This window comes from Tessaracoccus massiliensis, from assembly GCF_000826065.2.
In the GTDB taxonomy this organism is placed as follows: domain Bacteria; phylum Actinomycetota; class Actinomycetes; order Propionibacteriales; family Propionibacteriaceae; genus Arachnia; species Arachnia massiliensis_A.
Map to the genome: position 1 here is coordinate 178165 of NZ_LN623540.1, position 26760 is coordinate 204924.

General features: G+C 66.9%; 22 protein-coding genes and 1 pseudogene. 20 read left to right on the forward strand and 3 right to left on the reverse strand.

Annotated features, from left to right (window positions below):
- Window positions 1-214 precede the first annotated feature (214 nt).
- Window positions 215-1306 carry a YihY/virulence factor BrkB family protein gene (locus BN1186_RS03665; RefSeq protein WP_040282591.1) on the forward strand — a complete coding sequence of 364 codons (1092 nt, stop codon included), beginning with the start codon at window positions 215-217 and terminating at the stop codon, window positions 1304-1306.
- A gap of 391 nt (window positions 1307-1697) precedes the next feature.
- On the opposite strand, the gene BN1186_RS03670 is transcribed toward BN1186_RS03665, so the two are convergent.
- Window positions 1698-3491, reverse strand: coding sequence for an AMP-dependent synthetase/ligase (locus tag BN1186_RS03670; RefSeq protein ID WP_040282593.1), 1794 nt, complete (start codon window positions 3489-3491; stop codon window positions 1698-1700).
- Window positions 3492-3627: 136 nt separating this feature from the next.
- Window positions 3628-4410 (reverse strand): uridine phosphorylase, encoded by a 783-nt coding sequence (gene udp / locus BN1186_RS03675; RefSeq protein WP_040282594.1) that lies wholly within the window; start codon window positions 4408-4410, stop codon window positions 3628-3630.
- Between the two features lie 370 nt (window positions 4411-4780).
- Here udp and BN1186_RS03680 point away from each other — a divergent pair, with 370 nt between their 5' ends.
- From BN1186_RS03680 to BN1186_RS03740, 13 genes and pseudogenes are all read left to right on the forward strand, one after another.
- Entirely contained in the window at window positions 4781-5131 is a 351-nt protein-coding gene (locus tag BN1186_RS03680) for a hypothetical protein (RefSeq protein WP_040282595.1), read from the forward strand.
- A gap of 150 nt (window positions 5132-5281) precedes the next feature.
- A pseudogene (locus BN1186_RS03685) lies at window positions 5282-6444 on the forward strand (IS3 family transposase).
- 526 nt (window positions 6445-6970) lie between these two features.
- Window positions 6971-7912 (forward strand): Abi family protein, encoded by a 942-nt coding sequence (locus BN1186_RS03690; protein WP_040282601.1) that lies wholly within the window; start codon window positions 6971-6973, stop codon window positions 7910-7912.
- 210 nt (window positions 7913-8122) lie between these two features.
- Window positions 8123-8425 carry a hypothetical protein gene (locus BN1186_RS03695; RefSeq protein ID WP_040282604.1) on the forward strand — a complete coding sequence of 101 codons (303 nt, stop codon included), beginning with the start codon at window positions 8123-8125 and terminating at the stop codon, window positions 8423-8425.
- Window positions 8412-9854, forward strand: coding sequence for an MFS transporter (locus tag BN1186_RS03700; RefSeq protein WP_082031097.1), 1443 nt, complete (start codon window positions 8412-8414; stop codon window positions 9852-9854). Before BN1186_RS03695 ends, BN1186_RS03700 begins: the two co-directional genes overlap by 14 nt.
- 71 nt (window positions 9855-9925) lie before the next feature.
- The gene (locus tag BN1186_RS03705) at window positions 9926-10720 is read left to right on the forward strand and encodes a deoxyribonuclease IV (protein WP_040282606.1); all 795 of its coding nucleotides are present in this window, start codon (window positions 9926-9928) and stop codon (window positions 10718-10720) included.
- Window positions 10721-10879: 159 nt separating this feature from the next.
- A complete protein-coding gene (locus tag BN1186_RS03710) occupies window positions 10880-13780 on the forward strand; it encodes a Na+/H+ antiporter subunit A (RefSeq protein WP_040282608.1) in 2901 nt (966 codons plus the stop codon).
- Window positions 13777-14208, forward strand: coding sequence for a Na(+)/H(+) antiporter subunit C (locus BN1186_RS03715; RefSeq protein ID WP_040282610.1), 432 nt, complete (start codon window positions 13777-13779; stop codon window positions 14206-14208). Before BN1186_RS03710 ends, BN1186_RS03715 begins: the two co-directional genes overlap by 4 nt.
- Window positions 14205-15761, forward strand: a complete 1557-nt coding sequence (locus BN1186_RS03720; protein WP_040282612.1) for a Na+/H+ antiporter subunit D — start codon at window positions 14205-14207, stop codon at window positions 15759-15761. The genes BN1186_RS03715 and BN1186_RS03720 overlap by 4 nt, the downstream gene beginning before the upstream one ends.
- The gene (locus BN1186_RS03725; protein WP_052459740.1) at window positions 15758-16360 is read left to right on the forward strand and encodes a Na+/H+ antiporter subunit E; all 603 of its coding nucleotides are present in this window, start codon (window positions 15758-15760) and stop codon (window positions 16358-16360) included. Before BN1186_RS03720 ends, BN1186_RS03725 begins: the two co-directional genes overlap by 4 nt.
- The gene (locus BN1186_RS03730; RefSeq protein ID WP_052459741.1) at window positions 16357-16671 is read left to right on the forward strand and encodes a monovalent cation/H+ antiporter complex subunit F; all 315 of its coding nucleotides are present in this window, start codon (window positions 16357-16359) and stop codon (window positions 16669-16671) included. Before BN1186_RS03725 ends, BN1186_RS03730 begins: the two co-directional genes overlap by 4 nt.
- Window positions 16668-17030: a monovalent cation/H(+) antiporter subunit G gene (mnhG, locus tag BN1186_RS03735; protein WP_040282613.1), complete on the forward strand. Its 363-nt coding sequence runs from the start codon at window positions 16668-16670 to the stop codon at window positions 17028-17030. Before BN1186_RS03730 ends, mnhG begins: the two co-directional genes overlap by 4 nt.
- A gap of 41 nt (window positions 17031-17071) precedes the next feature.
- Window positions 17072-18145 carry an LLM class flavin-dependent oxidoreductase gene (locus tag BN1186_RS03740; RefSeq protein ID WP_040282614.1) on the forward strand — a complete coding sequence of 358 codons (1074 nt, stop codon included), beginning with the start codon at window positions 17072-17074 and terminating at the stop codon, window positions 18143-18145.
- A 79-nt stretch (window positions 18146-18224) separates the two neighbouring features.
- Here the strand turns inward: BN1186_RS03740 and BN1186_RS03745 are convergent, their stop codons facing one another.
- On the reverse strand, window positions 18225-18842 hold the full coding sequence (locus BN1186_RS03745; protein WP_180349012.1) for a hypothetical protein: 618 nt from the start codon (window positions 18840-18842) through the stop codon (window positions 18225-18227).
- A 410-nt stretch (window positions 18843-19252) separates the two neighbouring features.
- Here BN1186_RS03745 and BN1186_RS03750 point away from each other — a divergent pair, with 410 nt between their 5' ends.
- The 6 genes from BN1186_RS03750 (at window position 19253) to BN1186_RS03775 (ending at window position 26682) form a co-directional block, all read left to right on the forward strand.
- Window positions 19253-19801 carry an NADPH-dependent FMN reductase gene (locus BN1186_RS03750; RefSeq protein ID WP_040282617.1) on the forward strand — a complete coding sequence of 183 codons (549 nt, stop codon included), beginning with the start codon at window positions 19253-19255 and terminating at the stop codon, window positions 19799-19801.
- A 42-nt stretch (window positions 19802-19843) separates the two neighbouring features.
- The gene (gene pta, locus BN1186_RS03755) at window positions 19844-21901 is read left to right on the forward strand and encodes a phosphate acetyltransferase (protein ID WP_040282619.1); all 2058 of its coding nucleotides are present in this window, start codon (window positions 19844-19846) and stop codon (window positions 21899-21901) included.
- Between the two features lie 11 nt (window positions 21902-21912).
- Window positions 21913-23097 (forward strand): acetate/propionate family kinase, encoded by a 1185-nt coding sequence (locus BN1186_RS03760; protein ID WP_040282620.1) that lies wholly within the window; start codon window positions 21913-21915, stop codon window positions 23095-23097.
- Between the two features lie 294 nt (window positions 23098-23391).
- The gene (locus tag BN1186_RS03765; RefSeq protein ID WP_040282623.1) at window positions 23392-24165 is read left to right on the forward strand and encodes an SDR family NAD(P)-dependent oxidoreductase; all 774 of its coding nucleotides are present in this window, start codon (window positions 23392-23394) and stop codon (window positions 24163-24165) included.
- A 1-nt stretch (window position 24166) separates the two neighbouring features.
- Window positions 24167-24973 carry a lysophospholipid acyltransferase family protein gene (locus BN1186_RS03770; RefSeq protein WP_040282624.1) on the forward strand — a complete coding sequence of 269 codons (807 nt, stop codon included), beginning with the start codon at window positions 24167-24169 and terminating at the stop codon, window positions 24971-24973.
- On the forward strand, window positions 24970-26682 hold the full coding sequence (locus BN1186_RS03775) for an FAD-binding oxidoreductase (RefSeq protein WP_052459742.1): 1713 nt from the start codon (window positions 24970-24972) through the stop codon (window positions 26680-26682). The genes BN1186_RS03770 and BN1186_RS03775 overlap by 4 nt, the downstream gene beginning before the upstream one ends.
- The last annotated feature ends 78 nt before the right edge of the window (window positions 26683-26760 follow it).

The window sequence follows — 26760 nt, forward strand, 5'->3', positions numbered from 1 at the left end:
GCGATGTTATCCCCGTGCCCCATCAGCGCGGGTGTGGGTCCACGATGCCGGTTGCCCCAGATTTGCCGGGAGGAATCGACCCGATGAGGCTATATCGGCGGCATCGTCGCGTCTTTTCCCTGCACATTTCAGCCATTGTCGCCCCTTGGGATGACCCGCACGGTCCGCCTGACCCCCTACGGTGGTGGGGACAGATCGACGAGGAGGAGTTTTGATGGCCAACGAACTCGAGCAGGACAGCGGCACCAAGCAGGGCGCCCCGCACCCCGAGGACGCGCGCAAACCCGACAACCCCACCGACATCAAGGCCCCGAGCTGGAAGTTCGTGGCGAAGAACGCGGTGCGCGAGTTCACCGACGACCAGATGTCCGACGCCGCGGCCGGCCTCACCTACTACACGGTGTTGTCGATCTTCCCCGCCGTGATCGCGCTGGTGTCGATCCTCAGCCTCCTCGGCCAGGGCGGCGACCTCATCCGCAACCTCCTGCAGGACCTGCAGGACCGCGGTGCGATCCCCGTCGACGCGTTCGAGACGATCGAACCCGTCATGGACTCGCTGCTGTCCACCCCCGCCCCGGGGATCGGCCTGATCACGGGTATCGCCGTGGCGCTGTGGACGGCCTCGAACTACGTCAAGGCGTTCGGCCGCGCGATGAACCGCATCTACGAGGTGCCCGAGGGTCGCGGCCCCATCAAGCTCAACCTCAGCCAGTACGGCCTCACCGCGCTCATCCTGGTGCTGGTGGCCGTCTCCCTGGTGCTCGTGACGGTCTCCGGTCCGGTGGCCCGCTCCGTCGGCGACCTCATCGGCCTGGGCGACACCGCCGTGACCGTCTTCGAGATCGCCAAATGGCCGCTGCTGCTCATCATCGTGATAGTGATCGTCGCGCTGCTCTACTGGGGCACCCCCAACGTGCAGCAGCCGAAGTTCCGGTGGATCAGCATCGGCGCCGTCGTCGCCATCATCGGCGCAGCCATCGCCTCGGTCGGCTTCGGCTTCTACGTGGCGAACTTCGGCAGCTACGACCAGACCTACGGCACCCTCGCCGGCGTGATCATCTTCCTGTTCTGGATCAACATCATCAACATGGTGCTGCTGTTCGGCGCTGAGATCGACGCCGAGCTCGAGCGGGGCCGCCAGCTTCAGGGCGGCATCCGGGCGGAGGAGGAGCTCCAGCTCCCGCTGCGCGACGACAAGGCCGCCATCAAGAAGGAGGAGAAGGAGCGCAAGGCCTTCCAGGAGGCCCGCGAGTTGCGCCTGACCGGCGGCCGCTCGACGGACAAGGACAAGGACAAGAAGGACTGACGCTGCCGGCGCGGCCGGTCGCCCTCGAACTCAAGCCCGTCGGCTACCTCACGCTCGCCGTCGCCTGGGGCTCTGCGTCTGGCTCGACAAGGTGCTGCTGCGCGACCTCATGCTGGTGGCCGTCGGCCTGATCATCGTCTCGACGATCTCCGTACGCGCCGACGTCAGCTGGGGCGGCGCCAACCACCAACGAGTTCAACGATGAAGCCGAGGGCGGGAGATGAAGGACGCGAGTTTCGAGTCCACACCGGGCCCCAGCACCTCCACGTCGCACGTCCAGCGCAGGGGCAACACTCGCGTCCTTCTTCTCCCGGCCTCGGCGGATCCGGCGCAGAAGGTCTGGTGAAGGCACAAAGGCGACGCCCCTCGCCGCGCGGCAGGCTCGAGGGAGTCAGCGGTCGGCCTTGCGCTCCTCCCACGCCTTCTCCAGACGCGCGTACACCTCGTCGACCTTCTCGCGGAACCGCTTCTCCACCTCGCGGCGACGCACCTTCAACGTGGGCGTCAGCAACCCGTTGTCCATCGTGAACTCCTCGTCCAGGACGGTGGTCTCCTTCGGGCGTTCCTGCGACGGCAACTTCGCGGTGAGTTCCTCGACGCGGCGCTTCAACTCCTGCGCCAGCTCGCTGGAGGCCATCCAGTCCTTCGCGTCGCCGCTCCAGTTGAACTTTTTCGCCAACTCCTCGACGGCGGGCAGCGACGGCTTGACCAGCAGCGTGACGAACGGGCGGTTGTCGCCCAGCAGCACGGCGTGCTCGAACAGCGGGTCCGCCAGGATGAGGCCCTCGATGGGCTGCGGGGCGACGTTCTTGCCGCCCTGCGTCACGATGATGTCCTTGAGCCTGTCGGTGATGATGAGGAAGTCGTCGGTGTCGACGTAGCCGACGTCGCCGGTGTGCAGCCACCCGTCCTTGATGACCTCGTCCGTGGCGGCCTGGTCGTTCCAGTAGCCCTGCATCACGTTGGGGCCCTTGTAGAGGATCTCGCCGAATTCGCCGATCTTCACCTCGGCGCCCACCAGCACCTTGCCGGCGGTGCTCTCCTTGAAGTCGTCGGGCGCGTTGAACGACACCAGCGGCGAGGCCTCCGTCAGCCCGTAGCCCACCTGCACCGGCATGCCGACAGACGCGAAGAACTCCTCGATCTCCAACCTCAGCGGCGCGCCTCCGCAGGCCAGGACGGTCTTGGGGCCGCCCATGGCGTGGCGCACGTTCTTGAGCACGAGCTTGTCGGCGATCTTCAGCTTCGCCTGCAGCGCGGGGCTTGGCGTGCGGCCGGCGCGGCGCGCGTACTGGTTGTGGCGACCGATCTTCAGCGCCCACGCGAAGATCGCGCGCTTCACCGGCGACCCCGCGGCCTTGCGGTGCGCCGTCGTGTAGACCGTCTCGAACAGCCTGGGCACCGAGACCATCATGCTGGGCTCGGCCAACACCATCTGCTCCGCGACGGTGCGCGCGTTCTCCACGTAGGTGTTCATCGAGCCGTGCATGAGCACCACGTAGGTCCAGGCCCGCTCCAGCGCGTGGGACAGGGGGAGGAAGGACAGCGAGTCGTCCTCTTCGGAGATGTCGAAGAACTCGTCGAGCGCGTCGGACTGCAGCACGAATGCCTTGTGCTGCAGCATGACGCCCTTGGGGTTGCCGGTGGTGCCGGAGGTGTAGATGATCGACGCCAGGTCGTCGCCGTCGGCCTCCGCGAACCGCTCTTCGACGGCGGGGGTGGGCTCGGCGAGGAAGTCGCCGTACGAGATGAGGTGCTCGGGCATCCCGTCGTAGGGCTTCAGGACGATGATGTGCTGGAGCTCCGGCAGGTGCTCGGACGCCTCGAGGACCCGCTGCGCCTCAGACTGGTTGCCGACGAACATGACCGTCAGCCCGGAGTCGCCGGCGATGTGCTGGATCTGCTCCGGCGTGGAGGTCGCGTAGAGGGGGACGGGGACGGCGCGGACGGTGCAGGCACCCAGGTCGAACTCGGACCATTCCGGGCAGTTGCCGAGGAAGATGCCGACGCGCCCGCCCGCCTCCACGTCGAGGTTGAGCAGTCCCTGGGCCACGCGCTTGACGCGCTCACCGAACTGGGCGTAGGTCTGCGTGCGCCAGTTCTCACCGTCGCGGATGCGGGTGGCGATGCGATCACCGTGCTGGTCGATGACCTCGCGGACACGTGCGACTACGTGGTTGTTCATCTGGCTCCCCTTCGTTGCGGCTTCGCTAAGCGTAGTCGAACGGCAGTTGAGCGTGCTGCCGCTCTCCTCCAGCCACCGTCGGCGCCAACCTTCCACGGGGAGGCTGGCGCCTTCGAATGTGGTGGGCGCGGTGGGCTCAGCCAGCCGACGCCCGGGCCTTGTCTGCGGCGATGATGCGGCGCATGCCCTCGATCGCCGTCGGGATCAGGTTTCCGATCTGCGAGGCGTCCTTCTCCTCCTCGGTCATGGGGGCGAAATCGTGGTGGCCCATGATCATCATCACGCCACCGGTCCGCACCCGGCGGGTGGCCCCCACCAGGAACAGCGTGGCGCACTCCATCTCGGAGACGAGGCAGCCGCCCTTCACCCAGGCGTCCCAGCGTTCCTTCAGGCGACCCGCCACCGGCATGGATTCAGGCGAGTGCTGGCCGTAGAACGAGTCCTTCGACTGGGACACGCCCACGTGGTAACGCTTCCCGTGGTCCTTCGCCGCGTCGACCAAACCGTTGATGAGGTCCTGGTGCGCGACGGCGGGGAATTCCATCGGCAGGTAGTGCAGGCCGGTGCCCTCGTCGCGGATGGCGGAGTTGATCACGGCGATGTCGCCCGGCTGCGTCTCGGGCTGCATGGCGCCGGAGGTGCCCACCCGCATGAACGTATCGGCGCCCACGTGGATGAGTTCCTCGACGGCGATCGCGGTGGACGGACCGCCCATGCCGGTGGACGTCACGGCGACGGGCACACCGTCGAGCTCGCCGGCCCACGTGGTGTGCTCGCGGTGCGACGCCACGAAATGGGGGTTGTCGAAGTGCTGGGCGATCGTCTCGCAGCGGCCGGGGTCTCCGGGGAGGAAGACGTAGCGGCCGATGTCGCCCTGCTTCAGGTGGATGTGGTACTCGTAACCCTCGGAATAGGCCATGGTGCTCCTTCAATTTGCGTGCCAGCCAACGTACCCGTTCCCGGCCCGTCCGCGGGCGGGTTGAGAGTGTGGGCGCCGCCGCACGCTGACGTCGATGGCCGCCACCAGCTTCTCGTGCCGCTACCCCGACGCTGACGGTCAACGCGTGCTGTTCTCCTGACCCCGCTGCAGAGGTTTCCTGATGGTCCACTTCATCGAGGGGTTAGGCGTAGTCGTCGTGCGCCACGTCAACAGGTTGCCACGATCAAACCGTTCGAAGTCGCCTCAGCGGTCGCGCTCAAGCTCGTGCCGTTGGGGGTCTGCGCCCAGCGCCACAATAATGTGTCGCGTACCGTTTGCGGCGTCAGCGACGTAGCCTGATACTGGAGATGTGACATTTTGGACGTTATCGAACGACTGGTTCGATCGACACACAACCCAAGATCTCACCTATCGCGTCCGGGTGCGGGTCATGACGCCAGGTGCATTGGACGCCGCATGGGCACGAATCGTTGATGAACACGGCGCTGACGAAGCCGGTGTTGTACCGATCGGTGGCGCGGCGCTCATACGGGTAAACGACCGGGAAGCTGAAGCTATTAGCGGGGGAGAGGACGCGCTCGATTCCCTCGAATGGGCGGTTAACGAGGTTCTCGGTGAAGTTCTCGAAGGAGCTGAGGTGCTCGTCGTTGCCGAAGAGCGCGCCCTCGTGACCGATGCGGACGAGCCGGGTTTTGAATGACCTACAACATCCGGTTTTTTGGGGTCACACGCGCAGGTGCTATAGCGGTGGGGGGAGACCTACCTCCAGATCAATCGGGGGTCTGCTGAAGGTTCGATTGAGTCCAAGACCGCATGACTTTGGAAGGGTCGTGCTGAAAGGATGGCGATCGTGTCAAGAATCTATTCGGACGAGTTCAAGCGTGACGCAGTCGCGCTGGTGAACAGCGGCTTGTCGCAGAAGCAAGTGTGTAAAGACCTTGGAGTCTCGAAGTCCGCGTTGCAGACGTGGGTCAAGGACGACCGGTTCCGGGCTCTCGGGTTCACGCCGACCAGTGACGTCGAGGAACGTCGCGAGATGACGGCCGCGATGCAGCGGATCCGCGAGTTGGAGATGGAAAACGAGGTGCTGCGTCGCGCGGCGGCGTATCTCTCGCAGCGAATCTGCGGACCCCAAAATGATGTACCCGCTCGTCCGCGAGATGGCCGCCCCGAACGCCCCGCTACGGGTGCCGGTGGCGTACCGGGTACTGGGTTTCTCCGAGCAGGGTTACTACCAGTGGCGCAAACAGCCGATTTCTGCTCGCCAGCAGGAAGAGGAACACTTTATCGAGGTGTTGCACGAACTCCACGAGGACGATCCCGAGGGCGGCTACCGTGTGCTGGCTGACGACCTCCACGATCTGGGCTACCAGATCTCGGAGCGTCGCGTGTGGCGGCTGTGCCACGTTGCGGGGATCTCCTCGAGGATCACCAGCCGCAAACGCAAGTACCGCAAGGCCGGCGCGCCGGTCCATGATGACCTCGTGCAGCGGCTGTTCGTCGCTGGTGGTCCTGCCCAGGTGTGGGTCACCGACATCACCGAACACTGGACTGACGAGGGGAAATTGTACTGCTGTGCGATCAAGGACCTGTGGCACAACAAGATCGTCGGCTACTTTATCCAGCCCAGGATGAAAGCCCGGATCGCTGTCGGTGCGTTGACGATGGCCGTCGATCACCGTGGCTTCCCGAAAGACGTGATCGTGCACTCGGATCGCGGCTCGCAATTCCGGTCGAAGAAGTACCAAAGCCCTCAAGAAGTTCGGCCTGCGCGGCTCCATGGGACGTGTTGGCGCGTGTGGTGACAACGCCGCTATGGAGTCATTCTTCGCGCTCCTGCAGAAGAACGTCCTCGACCGGCAACGCTGGACCACCCGCCAGGAGCTACGACTGGCGATCGTCGCATGGATCGAAGGGATCTACCACCGCAAACGACGACAACGACGCCTAGGCAAACTGACCCCCGTCGAGTACGAGGCAGTCATGACCCCCGCCACTACACTGGCGGCATAAACCCCAGGCTCAACCAAACCTTCAGCAGACCCATCTGCCCGCCCGAGGTGATGGTTCGGATCGTGCCGAACTCGTGGTTGGTGAACGCTTGTAGCGCGGTCATGACCGGCTCCTACTCTGAGAGCCGGATAGACAATCGCGGGCGCGGGATGCGCCAGGCTCTCACCTGTCAGGCACGGCAAGCACCGAAACCGGACACGGCGTGAGGAAGGCTCTCGCCCGTACGCCCTTGAGCACCGGCGAATCCGGACAGGGCACCAGGAGAAGCGCTGCGGCAGCCTTGACACGATCCACGCCGCTGGAGTTCGGGCATGAACCTGACTAGCTTGGGGATGGTCGTTCAGCTCGCCCCGACCCCGGTCGAGAGTTGGTTGGATCTCTGGTGTGGAGACGTCGACTTCGGCACGTGACGTTGACCAGACGGCCACGTTGACGTACCGTAGGAGGTGATAGATCCCCGGTCAGGCCTCTAGTCCCGCAAGGGCAATGCACAAATGACCGGGGCCTTTCATTTTCTAGGGAGCTCATGGTCAAGCGCTGGCTCAGTTACGACGAACAAGTCAAACTGCTTCAAGCACGCGGTTTGACCGTCACTGACACCGCATCAGCAGCCGAGTTCCTATCTCGCGTGAACTACTACCGGTTCTCGGGATATTTCCGTTACTGGCAAGCTGACCCAATGGCGGGCAACAATCACTTCCTCGACGGTTCATCCTTCGAAGTGATCCAGCGACTCTACGAAGCCGAACAAGACCTGGTTGCGGTGTGCGACGAAGTCCTCCACCCGATCGAGGTTCTCCTCAGAACCCGGTTCGCCTACTACTACGCCCAACGTGTCGGAGCGATCGGAGAGTTCGCCCGTGGTGACGGGTTCACGCAATCGCCTGATCCTAATGACGAACGTGTCGAAGAACATGCACTGTCGAATCTGGGTCGCAGCCAGGAGACCTTTGTGTCTCACTACCGCGATGAAATCAAGACGGGCAGCGCTTACAGCATCAAAGCCTACGCACGTATGCCCATCTGGGTAGCAGTTGAGGCCTTCTCGTTCGGCAGCCTGTCCAGGCTCATCGAGGCTTCAAGCAAGTCCGGCGTCCTGCACGTCATGGCAGCGTCGATGAACGTTTCTCCAACCACACTGCCAAGCCAAGTCCGGTCATTCGTCTACTTACGCAACCGCAACGCCCACTGCGCAAAGCTGTGGAACCACGCTGTTCTCGACCGTCCAGGACTCCTCTCCAACATCGCCCGACGAGCCAAACGAGACCACCGCCAGTTCAGCGATCACTCGATCTACAAGATCTTCGTAGCGCTTGACCAAGTCGCCACCAAGACGGGACTCCAGAAGGATTGGCTCGCCAACCGAGTCGAGCCAATCCTTGCCACGAATGCCCTGCTCGCCGCAGGCATCGCAACCCCAGCCCGTTACGGCGAAATGGCGCCAAAGCTACTCACTGCCGACCGCTAGCTCCTCGCAGCTCTTAACCTTTGCGGTAGTAGTCGCATTCGTACCCCGCCAAGGCCCAGGGCGCCGAGGTCGCCGGCGAACTGACCGGGCGCGAGGCCGTCCGCCATCAGGCGGAGCACCAGATGGCCACGCTGTTGCCTATCCTCGCCCGGCTCCCCCGACGCATCTCCCGAATCAGCGAACAACTGAAAGACCGCCGTCGCGCAGGGCATGGGCGGCCTCTACCTTCTCACGCGCGACGGCGGCCCGATGTTGCTGCCACAGCTGGCGCTGTGGCCGTTCCTGGGCGTGACCCTGCTGTTCCTCGCCTTTACGCTGGGCGCACGGGTGCTGGCCAGCATCTTCTTCCGTGACGCCGGCTGTGCAGAGCCATCTGAATATCCAGCGATACGGCTGTCAACCGACCTGGTGATGACCGTCTCGCAGACCGTGAGGGCAGCCGCCGGCGCGACGCGGGGGCCGGTGCCGGTTCACCCACTTCGGTGGCATACTCGCCCGGGTGACCGACCGTAACCTCATCACCGCACCAGGTACGGCCAGGACCTTCCACCGGATGAAGATCCTGGCCGTCGTGCTGCTCTCGATGAGCATGTCGCTGGTGGCGATCTCCTCGGTCAACGTAGCGCTGCCCACCATCCAGGAGGGCCTCCGCACTACGGACCAGGACCTGCAATGGGTGCTCGCCGGCTACGCGCTGGCCCTCGGGGTGACCCTGATCCCCGCCGGGCGCGCGGGCGACGTGCTGGGTCGCGGCTCGCTGTTCGTCGTCGGCGCCGCGATCTTCACGGTGGCCTCCCTCATCTGCGGCCTGGCCCCCAACGCTCTGGTCCTCAACGGCGCGAGGCTCATCCAGGGCGTCGGCGCCGGGCTGTTCTCGCCGCAGGTCACCGGCATGATCCAGCAGTACTTCAGCGGCGGTGGCCGCGCCAAGGCGTTCGCGCTGCTGGGCGTGACGATCTCCGCCTCGGTCGCGGCCGGCCCCGTGCTTTCCGGCGCCATCATCGAGGCCGCCGGGCCGGAGACGGGCTGGCGGTGGGCGTTTCTCGTCTACCTCCCGCTGGGCCTGGCCTGCGTGGTGCTGGGCCTGCTGTGGTTCCCGTTCGCGAAGGAACGCAAGCGACGCCTGGGCATGAATCCGACGGCGGTGAAGGTCGACCTCGACCCCGTCGGCTCGCTCCTCATCACCGTCGCGGTGCTGGCCGTGATGTACCCCTTCATGGCCCGCCAGGCCTGGGCCTGGTGGCTGCTGCCCGCCGCCGGCGCCCTGATCGCCGGCTGGTGGATGTGGGAACGTCGCTACAAGAACGCCGGGCGCGAACCCCTCGTCGACCTTGAACTCTTCCGCTACCGCTCCTTCCGCAACGGCCTGCTCGTGGCCGGCGCCGCGTTCATGGGGTTGACCTCCACGTTCGCCGTCGTGGCGATCTTCCTGCAGAGCGGCCTGGGGGTCGACGCGCTACGCAGCGGCCTGATCGGCCTGCCGAACGCTGTCCTCAGCGCCATCAGCTCCATCTACACCGTGCGCTTCGTGATGACGCACGGCCGACGCCTGGTGTCGCTGGCGCTGCTCCTGCTGCTCGCCGGTACCGGGCTGAGCATCGCCGTGGTGTGGGCGATCGGCGAGTTCGGCATCTCCTTCTGGTGGCTCGCGGCCACCCTGGCGCTCAACGGCGCCGCGATGGGCGCGTTCGCCTCCGCCAACCAGACCCTCGCGATGCAGGACGTCCCCGTGCAGCACGGCGGCACGGCCAGCGGCCTGAAGCAGACCGTCGAGCGCGTCACCACCGCGCTGGGCAACGCTGTGATCACGGGCGTGTTCTTCGCGGTGGCCGCGTCGGGCTCCTGGACGGGCGCCTTCATGGGCGCGTTCGTCGGCATCGCGGTGTGCCTGGTCCTGGCGTTCGCGCTGAGCGTGATGGACGCGCGCCAGCACGCCCGCTGATCTGGCCCCTGAACGCCTGCCCCCGCGGCGACCCAGGCTCAGGGACCAAGCGGGATCGGTAGGGTGGCCGCATGGTCTTTCCTCTCGGTGCGCACGTCGACTCCGTCAACCCTCTGGCCGAGGCTGAGGCGATCGGAGCCGGCGTCGTGCAGATCTTCCTCGGCGACCCGCAGAGCTGGAAGAAACCCGCCACCCTCTATCCGGAGGGCGCGGAGGCGCTGGAGCAGGCGGCGCAGGCGGCCCGGGTGCAGCTGGTCATCCACGCCCCCTACGTGCTCAACGTCGCATCGTTGAACAACCGCGTGCGGATCCCCAGCCGGAAGCTGCTGCAGCAGACCGTCGACGAGGCGGCCGCCGTCGGCGCCCTCGGCGTGGTGGTGCATGGCGGGGACGTCACCGCCAAGGACGACCCCGCCGTCGGGTTCGACAACTGGCGCAAGTGCGTGGACGGGCTGAAACTGCCGGTGCCGATCTTCATCGAGAACACCGCGGGCGGCGGGCACGCGATGGCCCGGCACGAGGAGGCCATCGAGCGGCTCTGGACCGCCATCTCCACCTCGGAGAACTTCGGTCAAGTGGGCTTCTGCCTCGACACCTGCCACGCGCACGCCGGCGGCCTGGAGCTCGACGGCCTCGTCGGCCGCATCAAGGCCATCACGGGCCGCATCGACGTGGTGCACTGCAACGATTCCCGCGACGCGGCGGGCAGCGGGGCGGACCGGCACGCCAACCTCGGCCAGGGCTTCGCCGACGCCGACGCGCTGGTCGCCGTCGTCCGCGACGCCGCCGCCCCCACCGTCCTCGAGACCCCCGGCGGGGCCCTCGAACACCTCCAGGACCTAGCCTGGCTGAGCGAACGCCTCTGACGCGGCCCGTCTCCGAAGCAGGTGCACGTTGTGCGGCGGACGTGGTGCACAACGTGCACCTGCCCGGCCGGGGGGCGTCCACAAGGTTGGATAACGCTTTGACCGAACCGATAAGCTAACCTTCGCCACCACGAATCCAACCCCGAGGGGAGTCTTGGCGTGCTCTATGCCCTGATCGCCGTCCATGCGATCCTGGGCGCGTTGACCCCTCTGCTGGTAAAGCGGATGGGTGCCCGCGTCTACTTCGTGCTCGCACTCGCACCGCTGGCGGCCGGCATCTGGCTCGCCACGAAGGCCCCCGTCATCCTGGCCGGGCAGACCTATCTCGAGGTCTACGGCTGGATACCGGCACTCGACGTGGACCTCACCCTGCGCATGGGGCTGATCCAATGGGTGCTGGCGATGATCGTCAGCTGGATCGGCGTGGCGGTGCTGATCTACTCCAGGTGGTACTTCGAGGGCCTCCACTCCGGCAGATCCGCGGCGGTGCTCACCCTCTTCGCCGGCACGATGTTGGGCCTTGTCACGGCAGACAACCTCATGGTGTTGTTCGTCTTCTGGGAGCTCACCACCGTCTTCTCTTACCTGCTCATCGGCCACGACCCCACCCGCCGCGCCAACCGGGGCGCCGCCCACACCGCGCTGGTGGTCACCACCACCGGCGGCCTGACGATGCTGGTGGGCATCGTGGCGTTGTGGAGCGTCACGGGCACCCTCTCGCTGGAGCGCATCGTCGCGGATCCGCCGACGGGGACCCTGGCCACGGCGGGTGCGCTTCTGATGCTGGTGGGTGCGCTGTCGAAATCCGCGCTCGTCCCGTTCCACTTCTGGCTGCCGGGCGCCATGGCCGCCCCCACCCCCATCTCCGCCTACCTGCACGCCGCGGCCATGGTGAAGGCCGGCGTCTACCTCGTCGCCGTGCTGGCCCCCGCCTTCGCGACGGTGCCGTTCTGGCGGCCCGCCGTCATGCTGCTGGGCACCCTCACCATGATCATCGGCGGCTGGCGCGCCCTTCGGCAGACGGACCTCAAGCTCCTGCTCGCCTACGGCACCGTCTCCCAGCTGGGCTTCATGGTGCTGCTGGTGGGTATCGGCACCGAGGCCGCCGCGCTGGCCGGCATGGGCACCGTCATCTCGCACGCCCTGTTCAAGTCCACGCTGTTCATGTGCGTGGGCCTCATCGACCACTCGGCCGGCACCCGCGACATCCGCGAACTCAGCGGCGTCGGCTACCGCGTGCCGTGGCTGGCCGTCCTCGCCGGCCTGGCCGCACTGTCCATGGCGGGCATGCCCCCACTGGTGGGCTTCCTCACCAAGGAGGCCGCCTTCGAATCGTTGGTCTACCTCGTCGTCGGCGACATCCAGGCCATCACCCCCCTCGCGGCCGCCGCGCTCGCCGCCGCGCTGGTGTTCGGCTCCGCGATCACCGTCGGCTACTCGCTGCGGTTCTGGTGGGGTGCGTTCGCGTCGAAGAACGGCGCCCCGGCCCTCAGCTGGCACCGCCCCGCGTTCGGCATGGCGTTCGTGCCGATGTTCCTCGGCTCCCTCAGCCTGGTGCTGGGCTTCCTCGGCCCGCAGCTCACCGAGCTGCTCTCCCCCTACGCGGAGCACGTCTCGCACGGGCAGCCCAGCCACGGCTTCGCCCTGTGGCACGGGCTGTCCTGGCCCCTGGCCATGTCCGTGGTCGCATTGACCGCTGGCGTCCTGCTGTTCGTCTTCCGCGAGCGGATCACGGAGATCCAGGCCACCTTCCCGACGACGACCACCGCCGAGGACATGTTCCACAAGTCGATGCACGAGCTTGACCGCATCTCGGTGGAGGTCACCGCCCGCGTGCAGCGCGGCTCGCTGTCGATCTACCTGGGCACCATCCTCACCGTGCTGGTCGCGCTGTCCACCTACGCCATGCTCCGTATCCGCATCTGGCCCGCCTACCGCCTGTTCGACCACTGGCCCCAACTCCTCGTCGCCGCCGTCATCGCAACGGCAGCGGTGCTCGCCGCCACCTCCCGCGGGCGCATCCGCGCCGTCCTCCTGGTGGGCGTGACCGGCTACGGCCTGGCGCTGCTCTTCGCGATGGGCGGCGCCCCAGACCTGGCGCTCACACAGGTGCTCGTCGAGACCGTCACGCTAGTGGTGTTCATCCTCGTGGTGCGCAAACTGCCGCGCTACTTCACCAACCGCCCGCTGAGCTCGACACGGTGGTGGCGCGTACTCATCGCGCTCGCCACCGGCCTCACCGTGACCCTGATCTCCCTGGTGGCCGTGGGCGCCAGGGTCGCCGAGCCCGTCTCGAAGGACTGGTACGAGGCGGCCTACGACTTCGGCTTCGGCAAGAACATCGTCAACGTCGCGCTGGTCGACACCCGTGCCTGGGACACCTTCGGCGAGATCTCCGTGCTCGTCATCGCGGCCACCGGAGTCGCGTCGCTGATCTTCCTCCGCTCCCGCGTGGTGGGCATCTCGTCGACGGCGCAGGCGTTCGAGTCCCGCGAGGATGAGCCGCAGGCGGACGAGGCCCCCGGCGTGTGGCTGCGCGCGGGCCAGACCCTGTCGCCGACGGTGCGCTCGCTCGTCTTCGAGGTGATGACCCGCATCCTGTTCAGCGTCATGATCGTGGTGTCGCTGTACCTGCTGCTCGCGGGCCACAACTGGCCGGGCGGCGGCTTCGCCGGCGGCCTGGTCGCCGGCATGGCGCTGATGATCCGCTACCTGGCCGCCGGCCGCCACGAGCTCGACGAGGCCGCCCCCTTCGACGCGGGCCGCCTCCTCGGCGGCGGCCTCCTGCTCGCGCTGGCCGCAGCCGTCGTGCCGCTGTTCTTCGGCGGCACCGTGCTGCAGAGCTACGACGTCTACCTGACCATCCCGCTGCTGGGCGAGCTGCACCTGGTCTCCTCGACAGTCTTCGACATCGGCGTGTACCTCGTCGTGATCGGCATGCTGCTCGACGTGGCCCGCAGCCTCGGCTCGGGCATCGACCAACACGCAACCGAGGAGATCGCACCGGTGCCGATCCCGGATTCAACCAAGGCCATTCCGGGGTACGGGGGTCGCCGATGAGCGCGAACCTGATCCTCGCCATCGCGGCCGGCGTCCTCGTCGCCGCGGGTGTCTACCTGCTGCTCGAACGCTCGCTGACCAGGATCCTGTTGGGCATCCTGCTGGCCAGCAACGGCGTGAACCTGATGTTCCTCGTGGCTGCGGGTCGCCCCGGCCTACCGCCCATCGTCGGGTTCGGCGACGGGGCCGACGACGTCTCGGATCCGCTCCCGCAGGCGATGGTGCTCACCGCCATCGTCATCACCATGGCAGTGGCGGCCTTCGTGCTGACCATGGCCTACCGCAGCTTCCAGCTGCACGGCCACGACGAGGTCGCCGACGACGTCGAGGACGCGCGCATCCGCGAACTCGCCGACGCGGATGTGGTCTCGGAATCCTATGAGGACACCTCGTTCTCCGACACCGGAGCGGATGTGGTCAGCGAATGATGCTCTACAACCTGATCCCCCTGCCGGTGCTGCTGGCCATCGGCGGCGCCGCCATCGCCCTGGCGCTGCCGCGTCGGCCCAGGCTGCAGCGCCTCGTGTCGATCGTCAGCCTCAGCGGCATCGTCGCGATCGCCGCGGTGTTCATGTGGTTCACGCACCAGCACGGCCCCATGGCCCTGTGGATCGCCGGCTGGGACGCGCCGCTGGGCATCGCCCTGGTGGTCGACAGGCTGAGCGCCTTGATGCTGCTGGTGGCCTCCGTCATCGCCCTGGGCGTCCTCCTGTTCGCCACCGGGCAGGACCGCGACGAGGTGCGGCGGGAAACGCCGGTGTCGATCTTCCACCCCACGTTCCTGCTGCTGATGGCGGGCGTGTCCAACGCCTTCCTGGCGGGCGACCTGTTCAACCTGTTCGTCGGCTTCGAGATGCTGCTGTTCGCCTCCTACGTGCTGTTGACGCTGGGCGGCACGTCGGACCGCATCCGGGCGGGCACCACCTACGTGGTGGTTTCACTGCTGAGTTCGTCGCTGTTCCTGATCTCCATCGCGGCCATCTACGCGGCCACGGGCACGGTCAACATGGCCCACCTCGCGGTGCGGCTGCGGGATCTCACCGAGCCGGTCCAGCTCCTCCTCGAGGTGCTGCTGATCGTCACGTTCTCCATCAAAGCCGCGGTGTTCCCGTTGTCGTCGTGGCTGCCGGACTCCTATCCGACGGCGCCCGCCCCCGTCACGGCCGTGTTCGCGGGCCTGCTCACCAAGGTGGGCGTCTACGCGATCATCCGCACCGAGACCCTCCTCTTCCCGGCGCACACCATCTACAACGTGCTGCTGGTGGCCTCGCTGCTGACGATGGTGCTGGGCATCCTGGGCGCCATCGCCCAGGTGGAGATCAAGCGAATGCTGTCGTTCACGCTGATCAGCCACATCGGCTACATGATCTTCGGCATCGCGCTGGGCACCGACGCGGGCCTGGCCGCCACCATCTTCTACACCGCGCACCACATCACCATCCAAGCCACCTTGTTCCTCGTGACCGGGCTGATAGAGCGGCGCGGCGGCACGTCGTCGCTCGACGGGTTGGGCGGCCTGCTGAAGGTGGCCCCGCTGCTGGCGGCGCTGTTCTTCATCCCCGCCATGAACCTGGGTGGCATCCCACCGCTGTCCGGCTTCATCGGCAAGATCGGCCTGTTGCAGGCCGCCGCCGAGGTGGGTACACCGCTCGCCTGGGTGGTGCTGGCCGGCGGCGTGCTGACCAGCCTGCTGACCCTGATGGCGATGGCGAAGGTCTGGAACCGAGCGTTCTGGGGCGTCACCCCGGCCGAGCAGCGCCGCGAGGACGCCATCGCGCAGGATCTCGACCCGGACGAGATCGCCGACGAAGACACCCGCCCCATGCCCCCGCTGCAGGTGGGCGCCACCATGGGCCTGGTCGCCTTCGGCCTGGCGCTGACGATCTTCGCCGGCCCGCTGTACGAGTACACCAACGCTGCGGCCGCCACCCTGCGCGACGGGTCCTACATCCAGGCCGTCCTGCCGGAGGGGTTGCGATGAACATCAGAAGGACCCGCACCCCCTGGGGCGAGCGGCTGAAGTTCCGCCCCCTGTCGGCCCTGACCTTGGCGTTGGTCTGGGTGCTGCTGTGGGGCAGCTTCACGCCCATGTCGATCGTCGGCGGCATCCTCGTCGGCTACCTCATCGGCGTCGTGCTGCCGCTGCCGCCCATCTTCTGGGAGGGCCGGGTGCGCCCCTGGGGTGTGGTGCGGCTCATCGCGCACCTGATCTTCGACCTGCTGGTCTCGTCGGTGCGGGTGTTCATGCTGGCGTTCCAGCGCAAGGTGGATCTGCGCGCCGGCATCGTCCGGATCGACCTCATCACGGACAACGACCTCTACCAGGTGCAGGTGGCCGAGATGATCTCGCTGGTGCCCGGCACCGTCGTCGTCGAGGTGGTGCGCAACCCGCGCCGCCTGTACCTCCACGCCATCGACCTGCACGGCGACGACCCCGTCGGGCGGGTGCAGAAGATGGCCGTCGATGTGGAGTCGCGCGTGGTGCGGGCCTTCGGCTCCCGGCAGGAGATCAACGACTTCAACGACGCCCTCGAGCACCACCCCGCTCCCGAAGCTGAAGACCTGGAGGTCGAGGAATGATCACCGCCACCAACCTCATCCTGTCGCTCGCCGCGCTGCTGCTGGCCGTCTCGGCGTTCATCGGCGTCAACCGGATCGCCGCGGGCCCCTCCCAGCTCGACCGCTCCGTCGCGGCGGACCTCATCGTCGCCATCGTCGTGGGCTCGCTCGGGCTGTGGGTGGTGTGGACGGACATGTCCACCGAACTGATGGTGCTCGTGCTGCTGTCCATGCTGGGCTTCACCAGCGCCGTGTCCGTGGCGCGGATGGTCTCAGACCGGATCAACCTGCGCAGCAGCTACAACAAGCTTCGTAGGGAGCGTGCCTCATGACCGACGTCGTGTTCGACTTCATCAGTTCCATCTTCGTGCTCGTGGGTGCCGTGCTGTGCTTCGGCGCCGCGGTGTCGTTGGTGCGTTTCCCGGATGTGCTGGGCAAGATGCACGCCATCACCAAGCCGCAGGTGCTGGGCCTGATCTTCGTGTCGATGGGCATCGCGATCAGCCTGCGCACCTGGTGGTCGATCGGGCTGTGCGCGCTGATCATCGCGCTGCAACTGCTGACGGCGCCGATCTCGGCCAGCCTGGTGTCGCGCTCGGCGTACCGCAGCGGTCTGGCCGACGAGTCGAGCCTGCTGGTCAACCACCTGGCCGAGGACCTCGAGGGCGCGGGCTTCACCCACCGCGACTGACTTCAACCCCTGCAGGGCTGGGAGCGGGTACGGTCGAAGGCATGCGACTTTCGGTACTCGACCTCATCAACGTCCGCCGGGGCCAGACCACCGGTGAGAGCCTCCGCGCCAGCAGACAGATGGCAGAGGCGGCCGACAGGCTGGGCTTCACCCGCTACTGGGTGGCCGAGCACCACAACGCGGATTCTGTCGCCTCCACCTCGCCCGCGGTGGAACTCATGTACCTCGGGCAGAACACCGAGCAGATCCGGCTCGGTTCAGGTGGCGTGATGCTCCCCAACCACGCTCCGCTTGCCGTGGCCGAGCAGTTCGCGCTGCTGACCGCGGTGTACGGCGACCGCATCGACCTGGGCATCGGGCGCGCCCCCGGCACAGACCCGGTCACGTCGGCCGCGATCCGCGGGCACCTGGGAGGCGGGCACTTCGTCGATGCGGACGGCCGCCCGGTGGATCCGGTGCGCGAGTTCCCCCGCAACGTCACCGACATCCTCACGCTGCTGAGCCCGCACGGCGCGGAGATCCGCCTCCCCCGCGGGCAAACCTACCAACTGCGGGCTGCGCCGGACATCCAGCACTCGCCTCAGGTGTGGCTGCTGGGCTCCAGCGACTACTCTGCGCAGCTCGCCGCCGCGCTGGGGCTGCCCTACGTGTTCGCCCACCACTTCAGCGGCCGCGGCACCCGGCAGGCGCTGGACCTGTACCGCGGCAGCTTCGAGCCCAGCGAGCACGGCAGCTCGCCTCGCACCTTCCTGTCGGTCAACGTGTGCGTGGCGAAGACCTCGGACGAGGCGTGGGAGTTGGTGGAGCCGCACCTGTACACGATGACGAAGTTCATGACGGGCGGCGGTTTGGATCCGGCGCCGTTCGTGGGCGATGACGTCAAGCGGCTCTTCACCGACGATCTGCGCGCCGCCAGCCAGCAGTCCGTGGCCACGTGGGCGGTGGGTGACCCGGAGCAGGTGGCGCACCAGCTCCGCGAGACCGCCGCCGAGTTCGGGGTGGACGAGGTCATGATCCATCCTGTGCAGGGCGCCTACGAGGACGACCCGGCGGATTCCTGGCCCGCCAAGGTGCGCGGCTTCGAGCTGCTCGCCGAGCAGCTACTCGGCGATTGACATTGATCTCTACCGATTCGGGGGGTCGGTGTGGATTATCCACACCGACCCCCCGATCTGGTAGAGAAATGTGCAGGCCTCAGCCGAGCGTCACCGAGCCGAAAATCTCGTCGAGTGCCTGATCGAGGTCATCGGCGTTCTCGCGGTCCGTGGTGAAGGAGATCTCGTGCCGGTCACCGTAGGGATCGAGCACCAGCAACTGCCGGCCGCGCAGCGCGAGCTGGCCGCTGATCCCGCCCGCGCACTCGAACTCGACCAGGACGCCCTTGAGGCCGTTGGGGTCGAACCGCTCAGGTTCGCCCAGGTAGTACGGATCCTGCACGCAACCGTGCCCCACGGTGCGCAGCCAGGACAGCAGCTCCGCCTCCCCCAGGCCTGCCATCGAGCTGACCCCCTGGTTGAGTGCGTCGTCGATGCGCTCCGGCGGTATCTCCTGGGTGTTCGGCTCCCCCATCTGGCCGAAGTAGTAGTAGCTCAGCACCTCGCGGGCCTCCGCGTCTGAGGCCGGGTCCCACCCGGTCCAGACCTCAGAGTCGAAGGTGGTGTATCCGGGGCGCAGGGTGGTCACGTTGTCCTGCGGGTCGTAGCGCCAGCGTTCGAGCACCTGGAAGTTGATCCGTTCACCCTCGTACGTGGTCAGCTCCGTGGAGCCTAATGCGCTCGCCTGCGAGCCGCCGCGCACCATGAACAACAGCACCAGAACCACCGCCAGCAGAAGCGCTCCCCCGCCCAGCAGCCAGGGCCACAGCTTCCTCCTGGGGGCCGTCCCCTGCTGGAACTGGCCCGGGTACTGCGGGCCCGGGAACTGAGGCCCCTGATAGGGCGGTGGGCCGGAGGGCGGGCCTTGCGGCGGCCGCTGCGGGGAACCGTAGGGATGTCCAGGCTGCGGCTGAGGCGGCCCTTGGGGGTAGCCGGGCGGCGGTCCCTGCGGTGGCGGCCCTTGCCAGGGCGGGCCTTGCGGCGGGGTGGTCATCGTTTCCTCCAGAGGCTGGGTTCCGCTGAACCCTACCCCCAGGCCGTATCGGCACCACCCGACAGCCTGCCGCGACTCCACCTCCCGTTGATGCTTCAACTAACCTGGGGCTGTCTACGTCGAAAGGATGCACCATGAAGATCGGCATCGTGCTGGGTTCCGTCCGCGAGGGGCGCAAGGGCAAGTCCGTGGCGGACTGGGTGATGAGCATCGCCAACGAGCGCACTGACGCGCACTACGAACTCATCGACGTCGCCCAGTTCAACCTGCCCGTCCTGACCGACGAGCAGCACCCGGCTTCCAGGGGCGGGAAGTACGACAATCAGAACGTCCAGCGGTGGGGCGACACGATCGCCTCCTGCGACGGCTTCGTCTTCGTCACCGCGGAGTACAACCATTCGGTTCCCGGCGGGTTCAAGAACGCCGTCGACCACCTGGCCCCGGAGTTCCTGCACAAGCCCATCGGCTTCGTCTCCTACGGCTCCGTGGGCGGCATCCGCGCCGTCGAGCACTGGCGCACCATCGTGGCCAACTTCTCAATGCTGGACGTGCGCGCCCAGGTGGCGTTGAACCTGTTCACGGAGTTCGACGACGAGGGCGTCACCCCCAACGAACGCCGCGCCGTGGAACTGGGCGACGTGTTCGACGCCGTGGTCCAGCTCGCGGAAAAGGTCCGCAACTGACCCCCGCTCAACCGGCCGACGATTCGGGATAAGCTGGTCCACGTGACCAAAAGTGTTTACATTGCCTCGTCGGAGCGGCTGGTAAGCAAGTCCTCCATCGCCCTCGGCGTGATCGACCTGTTCGCTCGCCAGGTGCGTTCGGTGGGCGTGTTCCGCCCGCTCGTGCACTCCCTCGAGTCTGATGCCGTGACCCAGGCCCTCCTCTCACCGAAGGGGGTTAACCAATCGCTGGAGTCCGCCGTCGGCGTGACGTACGCGGAGTACGCGGCTGATCCCGATCAGGCGATCGACACGATCGTGGCCAAGTACAGCCAGCTGGCGGAGTCGCGCGATGCGGTGGTCATCGTCGGCTCGGATTACGACGATTTCGAATCGGCCCTGGAACTGGATCACAACGCTCTCATCGCGGCCAACCTGAACTCGCCGGTGATCTTCGTGGCGCGCGCCAAGGGCCGCTCCGAGGAGCAGATCCAGCGCATGACGGAATCCGCCGTCGACGCGTTCGAGGCGCGGCACAACACCGTCATCGCGTTGGTCGCCACGCATGCGGACGAGGACCGGACCGACGAGGTCGCCAAGGCGCTGCACAACGTGCGTGACGCGGTGGTCGCCGTCCTCCCGGACAACCCGGTGCTCCGTGCCCCGTCGGTGGGCGCCCAGTTCGCGGCCGTCGGCGCCACCCAGTGGCTGGGGCAGAGCGAGTTCCTCGCCCACGAGTCCCTGCACACCATCGTGGGCGGCATGACGCTGCCCAACCTGCTGCCCTACCTGAAGCGCGAGTCCACGCTGATTGTGCCGGCGGACCGCACGGATCTGCTGCCCGGCCTGTTGATGGCGCACCGTTCGCCGCACTACGGGCCGCTGTCGGCACTGGTACTCACCGGCGGCTTCGAGATCCCGGAATCGGTGGCCAAACTGTTCACCGACGCGACGATCGACCTGCCCATCGCGGTCACGAAGGGCGACACGTTCTCCACCGCGGTGAAGCTGCAGGGCGTGCGGGGCACCTCCACCAGCTCGGCCCGCAAGATCGAGGTCTCCCGCGCCCTGTTCTCGCAGTACGTCGACGAGGCGGCGCTGCTGGAGGCCATCGATCTGACCACCACCGAGATCCGTACCCCCACGATGTTCGAGTACCAGATCATGCAGCAGGCGCGCTCCCACAAGCAGCGTATCGTGCTGCCGGAGGCCTCGGATGACCGCGTCCTCGAGGCGGCCGATGTGGTGCTGCAGCGTTCCGTGGCAGAGCTGATCCTGTTGGGCGACCTCGCCCGCATCAGCCAGCGCGCCTCGGAGCTGGGCCTGAACCTGTCCGACGCCACCGTCGTGAACCCAGAAGACCCAGAGCTCGTCGAGAAGTTCGCCGCCGAGTACGCCCAGCTGCGCGCCCACAAGGGCGTCACGCTGGAGCAGGCGCGCGAGAAGGTCAAGGACCCGTCGTACTTCGGCACCATGATGGTGCACATGGACATGGCCGACGGCATGGTCTCCGGCGCCATCAACACCACCGCCAACACCATCCGCCCGTCGCTGGAGTTCATCAAGACCAAGCCCGGCGTCTCCGTGGTGTCCGGCTCGTTCCTGATGTGCATGAGCAACCGCGTGCTGGTCTACGCGGACTGCGCGGTCAATCCTGATCCCACCGCCGAGCAGTTGGCGGACATCGCCATCTCCTCGGCCGCCACCGCCGAGAACTTCGGCATCGAGCCCCGCATCGCGATGCTGTCCTACTCGACGGGCGACTCGGGCTCCGGCGCGGATGTCGACAAGGTGCGCGCCGCCACCCAGCTGGTGCGCGAGCGCGCGCCTGAGCTCAAGGTGGAGGGTCCCATCCAGTTCGATGCCGCCGTCGACGAGGTGGTGGCCGCCAAGAAGATGCCTGGCTCGGAGGTCGCCGGCCGCGCCACGGTGTTCATCTTCCCGGACCTCAACACGGGCAACAACACCTACAAGGCCGTGCAGCGCACCTCCGGTGCCGTCGCCATCGGCCCCGTCCTGCAGGGCCTCCGCAAGCCGGTCAACGACCTGTCTCGCGGCGCCCTCGTCGACGACATCGTCTCCACCATCACCATCACGGCCATCCAGGCCCAGACCAACTGAAAGAACGCTTCATGAGCCACATCCTCCTCCTCAACTGCGGGTCATCCTCGATCAAGTACCAGCTGCTGGATCCGGAGGTGGGTGCGCCTGAAGCGGTGGGCCTGGTCGAGCGGATCGGGCTCGAGGTGGGCACCATCACCCACGAAGTGGGCGACAACGAGTTCCGGGAGTCGCGGCCCTTCGCGGACCACACCGAGGGCGTGGCCGCCGTCGTGAAGATGTTCCAGGACCACGGCCCCAGCCTCGACGACGTGGTCGCCGTCGGTCACCGCACGGTGCACGGGGGCTCCACGTTCGTCGAGTCGACGCTCGTCGACGCCGGTGTCATCGCCAAGCTTGAGGAGCTCTCGGATCTGGCTCCGCTGCACAACCCGCCGGGCCTGGCTGGCATCCGTGCCGCCCAGGAGGTGCTGCCCGATGTGCCACACGTGGCCATCTTCGACACGGCGTTCTTCTCCACCCTGCCGGCGGAGGCCTACACCTACGCGATCGATCAGGAGGTGGCCAAGCGTCTGGGCATCCGCAAGTACGGCTTCCACGGCACCAGCCACAGCTACGTCTCGAAGGAGGCGGCGAAGTTCCTGGACCGCCCCATCGAGGAGACGAAGATCATCGTGTGCCACCTCGGCAACGGTGCCTCGATCTCCGCGGTCGACGGCGGTGTGGCCATCGAGACCTCCATGGGCCTCACCCCGCTGCAGGGTCTGGTGATGGGCACCCGCTCGGGCGACGTCGATCCGGGCCTCCACAAGTACCTGGTGGGTGCTGCCGGAATGACGATCGACGAGGTCGACACCCTGCTCAACAAGAAGTCCGGTATGGCCGGCCTCTGCGGCCACACCGACATGCGTGACGTGAAGACCGCCATCGATGAGGGCGACGAGCAGACGCAGTTGGCCCTCGACGTCTACGTGCATCGTCTCGTGGGCTACATCGGCTCCTACATCGCCCACCTGGGCGGCGTGGACGCGCTCGTGTTCACCGCAGGCATCGGGGAGAACGCGGCCCATGTCCGCGGTCCGGTGATCCGCAAGCTGAAAGCTCTGGGCTTCGAACTCGACGAGGACGCCAACGCCACCCGCGCGAAGCAGGCGCGTGAGATCTCCACCCCGGAGTCGAAGGTCCGCGTGCTGGTGATCCCCACGAACGAGGAGCTCGCCATGGCCCAGGAGACCCTGGCGGTCATCTCCAAGTAGGTGGTCCCCGCGCGAACGACGAAGGACCCCCGCAGCTTGGTCCCTGAGCGTGAGCGCCCCGCGAACGACGAAGGGCCCCGCAGCATTCCCATCACCCTCACCCCCCACCTCGCTGGTTTCGACCCGCTGCGCCGCTCGTTGATCGGGGGCAGCGGCTCAACCAGCATTCTGTGGACGTGTTTGTGGGCCTTGCACAAGCAATTTTCCCGCCAGCTGTCGAGACACCACCAAAGGCGGTGACCGACGGGGGGTGCACGTCGCGGGGCACTCACCGTTTGGCGTACCTTAGAGTTCATGGCTACAGCGTTGATCACGGGCGGCACCTCTGGCATCGGTTTTGCGTTCGCGCAGGAACTGGCTGCCAGGGGCAGAGACCTCGTGCTCGTCGCCCGCGACACCGCCCGCCTCGAGAAGGTCGCCGCGGATCTCCACGAGACCCACGGCATCGAGGTCGAGGTCATCACCGCGGACCTCTCGGACCGGGCGGACATGATGCGCATCGCGGAGCGGCTCGAAGACCTCAGCCGCCCCGTCGACCTGCTGATCAACAACGCGGGGTTCGGGCTCCACTCCACGGCGCTCAACCCTGACGAGATCGAGCTCAACGCCAGCGCCATCGAGGTGATGTGCGTGGCGGTGTTCATTCTCAGCGGCGCCGCCGCCCGCGCGATGAAGACCCGCGGCCACGGGCAGATCCTCACGGTGGCCTCGTCGTCGTCGTCGATCTTCTCGGGCAACTACTCGGCCATCAAGGCCTGGGCCCGCACCTTCTCCAACTCCCTGGCTCTGGAGTTGAGTGGCACCGGCGTCACCGCCACCGCGCTCCTGCCCGGTTGGGTCAAGACGGAGTTCCACGAGCGCGCCGGCATCAACGCCTCCAAGCTGCCGGGCTTCGTCTGGATCGACCAGGTCAAGCTGGTGCGCACCGCCCTCGACGATTCGGCGAAGGGCCGCTTCGAGTCCGTGCCGGACTGGAAGTGGAAGATCGCCCTGTTCGTGGGCGACCACGGCCCCCGCGCCCTGACCCGCTGGTTCTCCAAGAAGCTGACAGCGTCGAGGAAGCACTGACGTGGCGGCGGAGATCGAGGCCGGCAACACCCGCTACACGTCGAAGATCCAGGCGACCACGCGCCAGACGGCGCAGTTGCTGCTCCTGAAGCCCGCACTGATGCGGATGCTGCGGGTGCACGTGCACGGCGCCAACAACATCGACGGCGTGGAGGGCGCGTTCATCGTCTTCGGCAACCACTCCTCCCACCTCGACGCACCGCTGATCCTGTGTTCGCTGCCCAGCCGGATGGCCAAGCGCGTCGCCACCGGCGCGGCCGGCGACTTCTTCTTCGGCAACTGGCTCAAGTCCGCGTCGATGGCGCTGTTCATGAACGGCTTCCCCATCGACCGCGGTAAGGGCGGCAAGGGCAAGCGCGGCATGTCCGGCCAGCTCCTGTCCGACGGCGTGCCGCTGCTGCTGTTCCCCGAGGGCACGCGGTCCCGCACCGGGGCGATGGGGCCGTTCGTGCCCGGGGTTGCGTCGTTGTGCATCTCGCGCGGGGTGCCCGCGCTGCCCGTGGCCCTCGTCGGCGCCTACGAGGCGTGGCCGTCGAAGCAGAAGCACCTGCCGAAGGGCCGCCCAGAGGTGCACGTGGTGTTCGGCCGCCCCATGACCCCGCTACCGGGCGAGATCGCCCACGAATTCAACGAGCGGATGCGCCGCCAGGTGCTGCAGCTCCACGACACCACCGCCCGCGCCTACGGCAAGAAGACGCTGGCCGAGTATGAGCGTAAGGTGGCGCTGGACCGCGCACACGAGACAGAAATCGCAGCCCTGGCAGAGCACGCCAGGGAGCAGGCCGACAAGCAGGAGGACCCACAATGATCGAGGGCGTCAAGCAGCAGAAGTGGTGGGGCTGGGGTGAAGAGGGCCACGAGTACGGCTACAAGGACAAGCCCAAGTTCGCCCCCTTCGTGCAGAACAATGTCGGCGTCGACATCACCGAACCTGTCAAGCACATCCAGGATTTCTCCACCCTGCAGGTGCCGGCCTCCCAGCTGAGCGACGCGCTGCGCACCAAGCTGGTGCAGATCCTCGGCGAGCACTACGTGCAGAGCGACGACGAGACCCGCGTCGTGCACGCCTTCGGCAAGGGCGTGCGTGACCTGGTGCGCGTGCGTCGCGGCGACCTGGGCCGCGTACCCGACGTGGTGCTCTATCCCGGCACCCAGCGTGACGTGGAACGCATCGTCGACGCCGTTGTCGAGGCCGACGCGGTGCTCATCCCGTTCGGCGGCGGCTCCAACATCGTGGCTGCGCTCGAGGCGGAGCCGGGAGAGACCCGGCAGGTGATCTCCATGAACCTGGGGCGGATGAACAAGGTTCTCGAGATCGACGAGGTCTCCGGCCTCGCCCACATCCAGGCCGGCGTCTTCGGGCCCGACATGGAGGATCAGTTGCAGGCCCGCGGTTGGACGATGGGACACCACCCGGATTCGTTCGTGTGGTCCACGCTCGGCGGTTGGATCGCCACCCGTTCGTCGGGCATGCAGTCCGACAAGTACGGCGACATCGCCGACATCACCCGCGGCCTCACCATGGTCATGCCCGGGCAGGTGCTGGAACTGCGCCCGCTGCCGTCGACGTCGTCCGGCCCGTCCGTGCGCGAGATGGTGCTGGGTTCCGAGGGGCGCCTGGGCATCATCACCTCGGCATGGGTCAACGTGCACCGCATGCCCGAGGTGCGGGAGATCCAGGCGTACTTCTACCCCAACTACGCCGCCGGCCTCAACGCCTGCCGCCAGATCATCGAATCCGACGCCGAGGTGATGATGGCCCGCGTCTCGGATGCGCTGGAGACGCAGTACATCATGGCCAACGGCAAGCAGGGCAGCAAGATCTCCTCGCTGGTCAGCAAGGGCATCCAGAAGATCATGCTGCAGAAGGGCTGGGACCTGGAGCAGATCGCGATGAGCTTCGTCGGCTTCGAGGGATCGCCCAGCCACGTGCGCTACATGAAGGGCATCGTCGGCAAGATCGTGCGCGACAACGGCGGCATGGGCGTCGGCAAGGGCCCCGGCGCGCTGTACGACCAGAAGAAGTACGACACCCCCTACCTGCGCGACTTCATGCTCGACCGCGGCCTCATCTGCGACGTCTCGGAGACCACCACGCCGTGGAAGTACGCCGAGCAGATCCACGCCAACGCCACCGGCGCGTTCTACAAGGCGATGGACGAGTTGGGCCTCAAGGGCGTGGTGTTCTGCCACCTGAGCCACTCGTACCACTCGGGCGCGTGCCAGTACTTCACGTTCGCCATCAACGACGACTCCGAGAACAACCTGGTCACCTACGACATCGCCAAGCGCGCCATCCAGCAGGCGTTCATGGACAACCACGGCACCGTCTCGCACCATCACGGCGTGGGCGAGGAGCACAGCCCGTGGATGGAGCAGGACATCTCCCCGGCCGGCGTGTTCATCCAGCGCAAGCTGTTCGACGGCGTGGACCCGGGCCGCAACCTGAACCCCGGCAAGATCGTCCACGACGGCGCCCCCGGCATCACGAGCAACTCCGCCGACCGCGTCGGGTAACAGTCCTTCGACCAACCGTCGACGGCTGGTCGAAGGGCGTTCGCCGGCTCTCCCACGCAGGGATCGGGCGTAGACTGG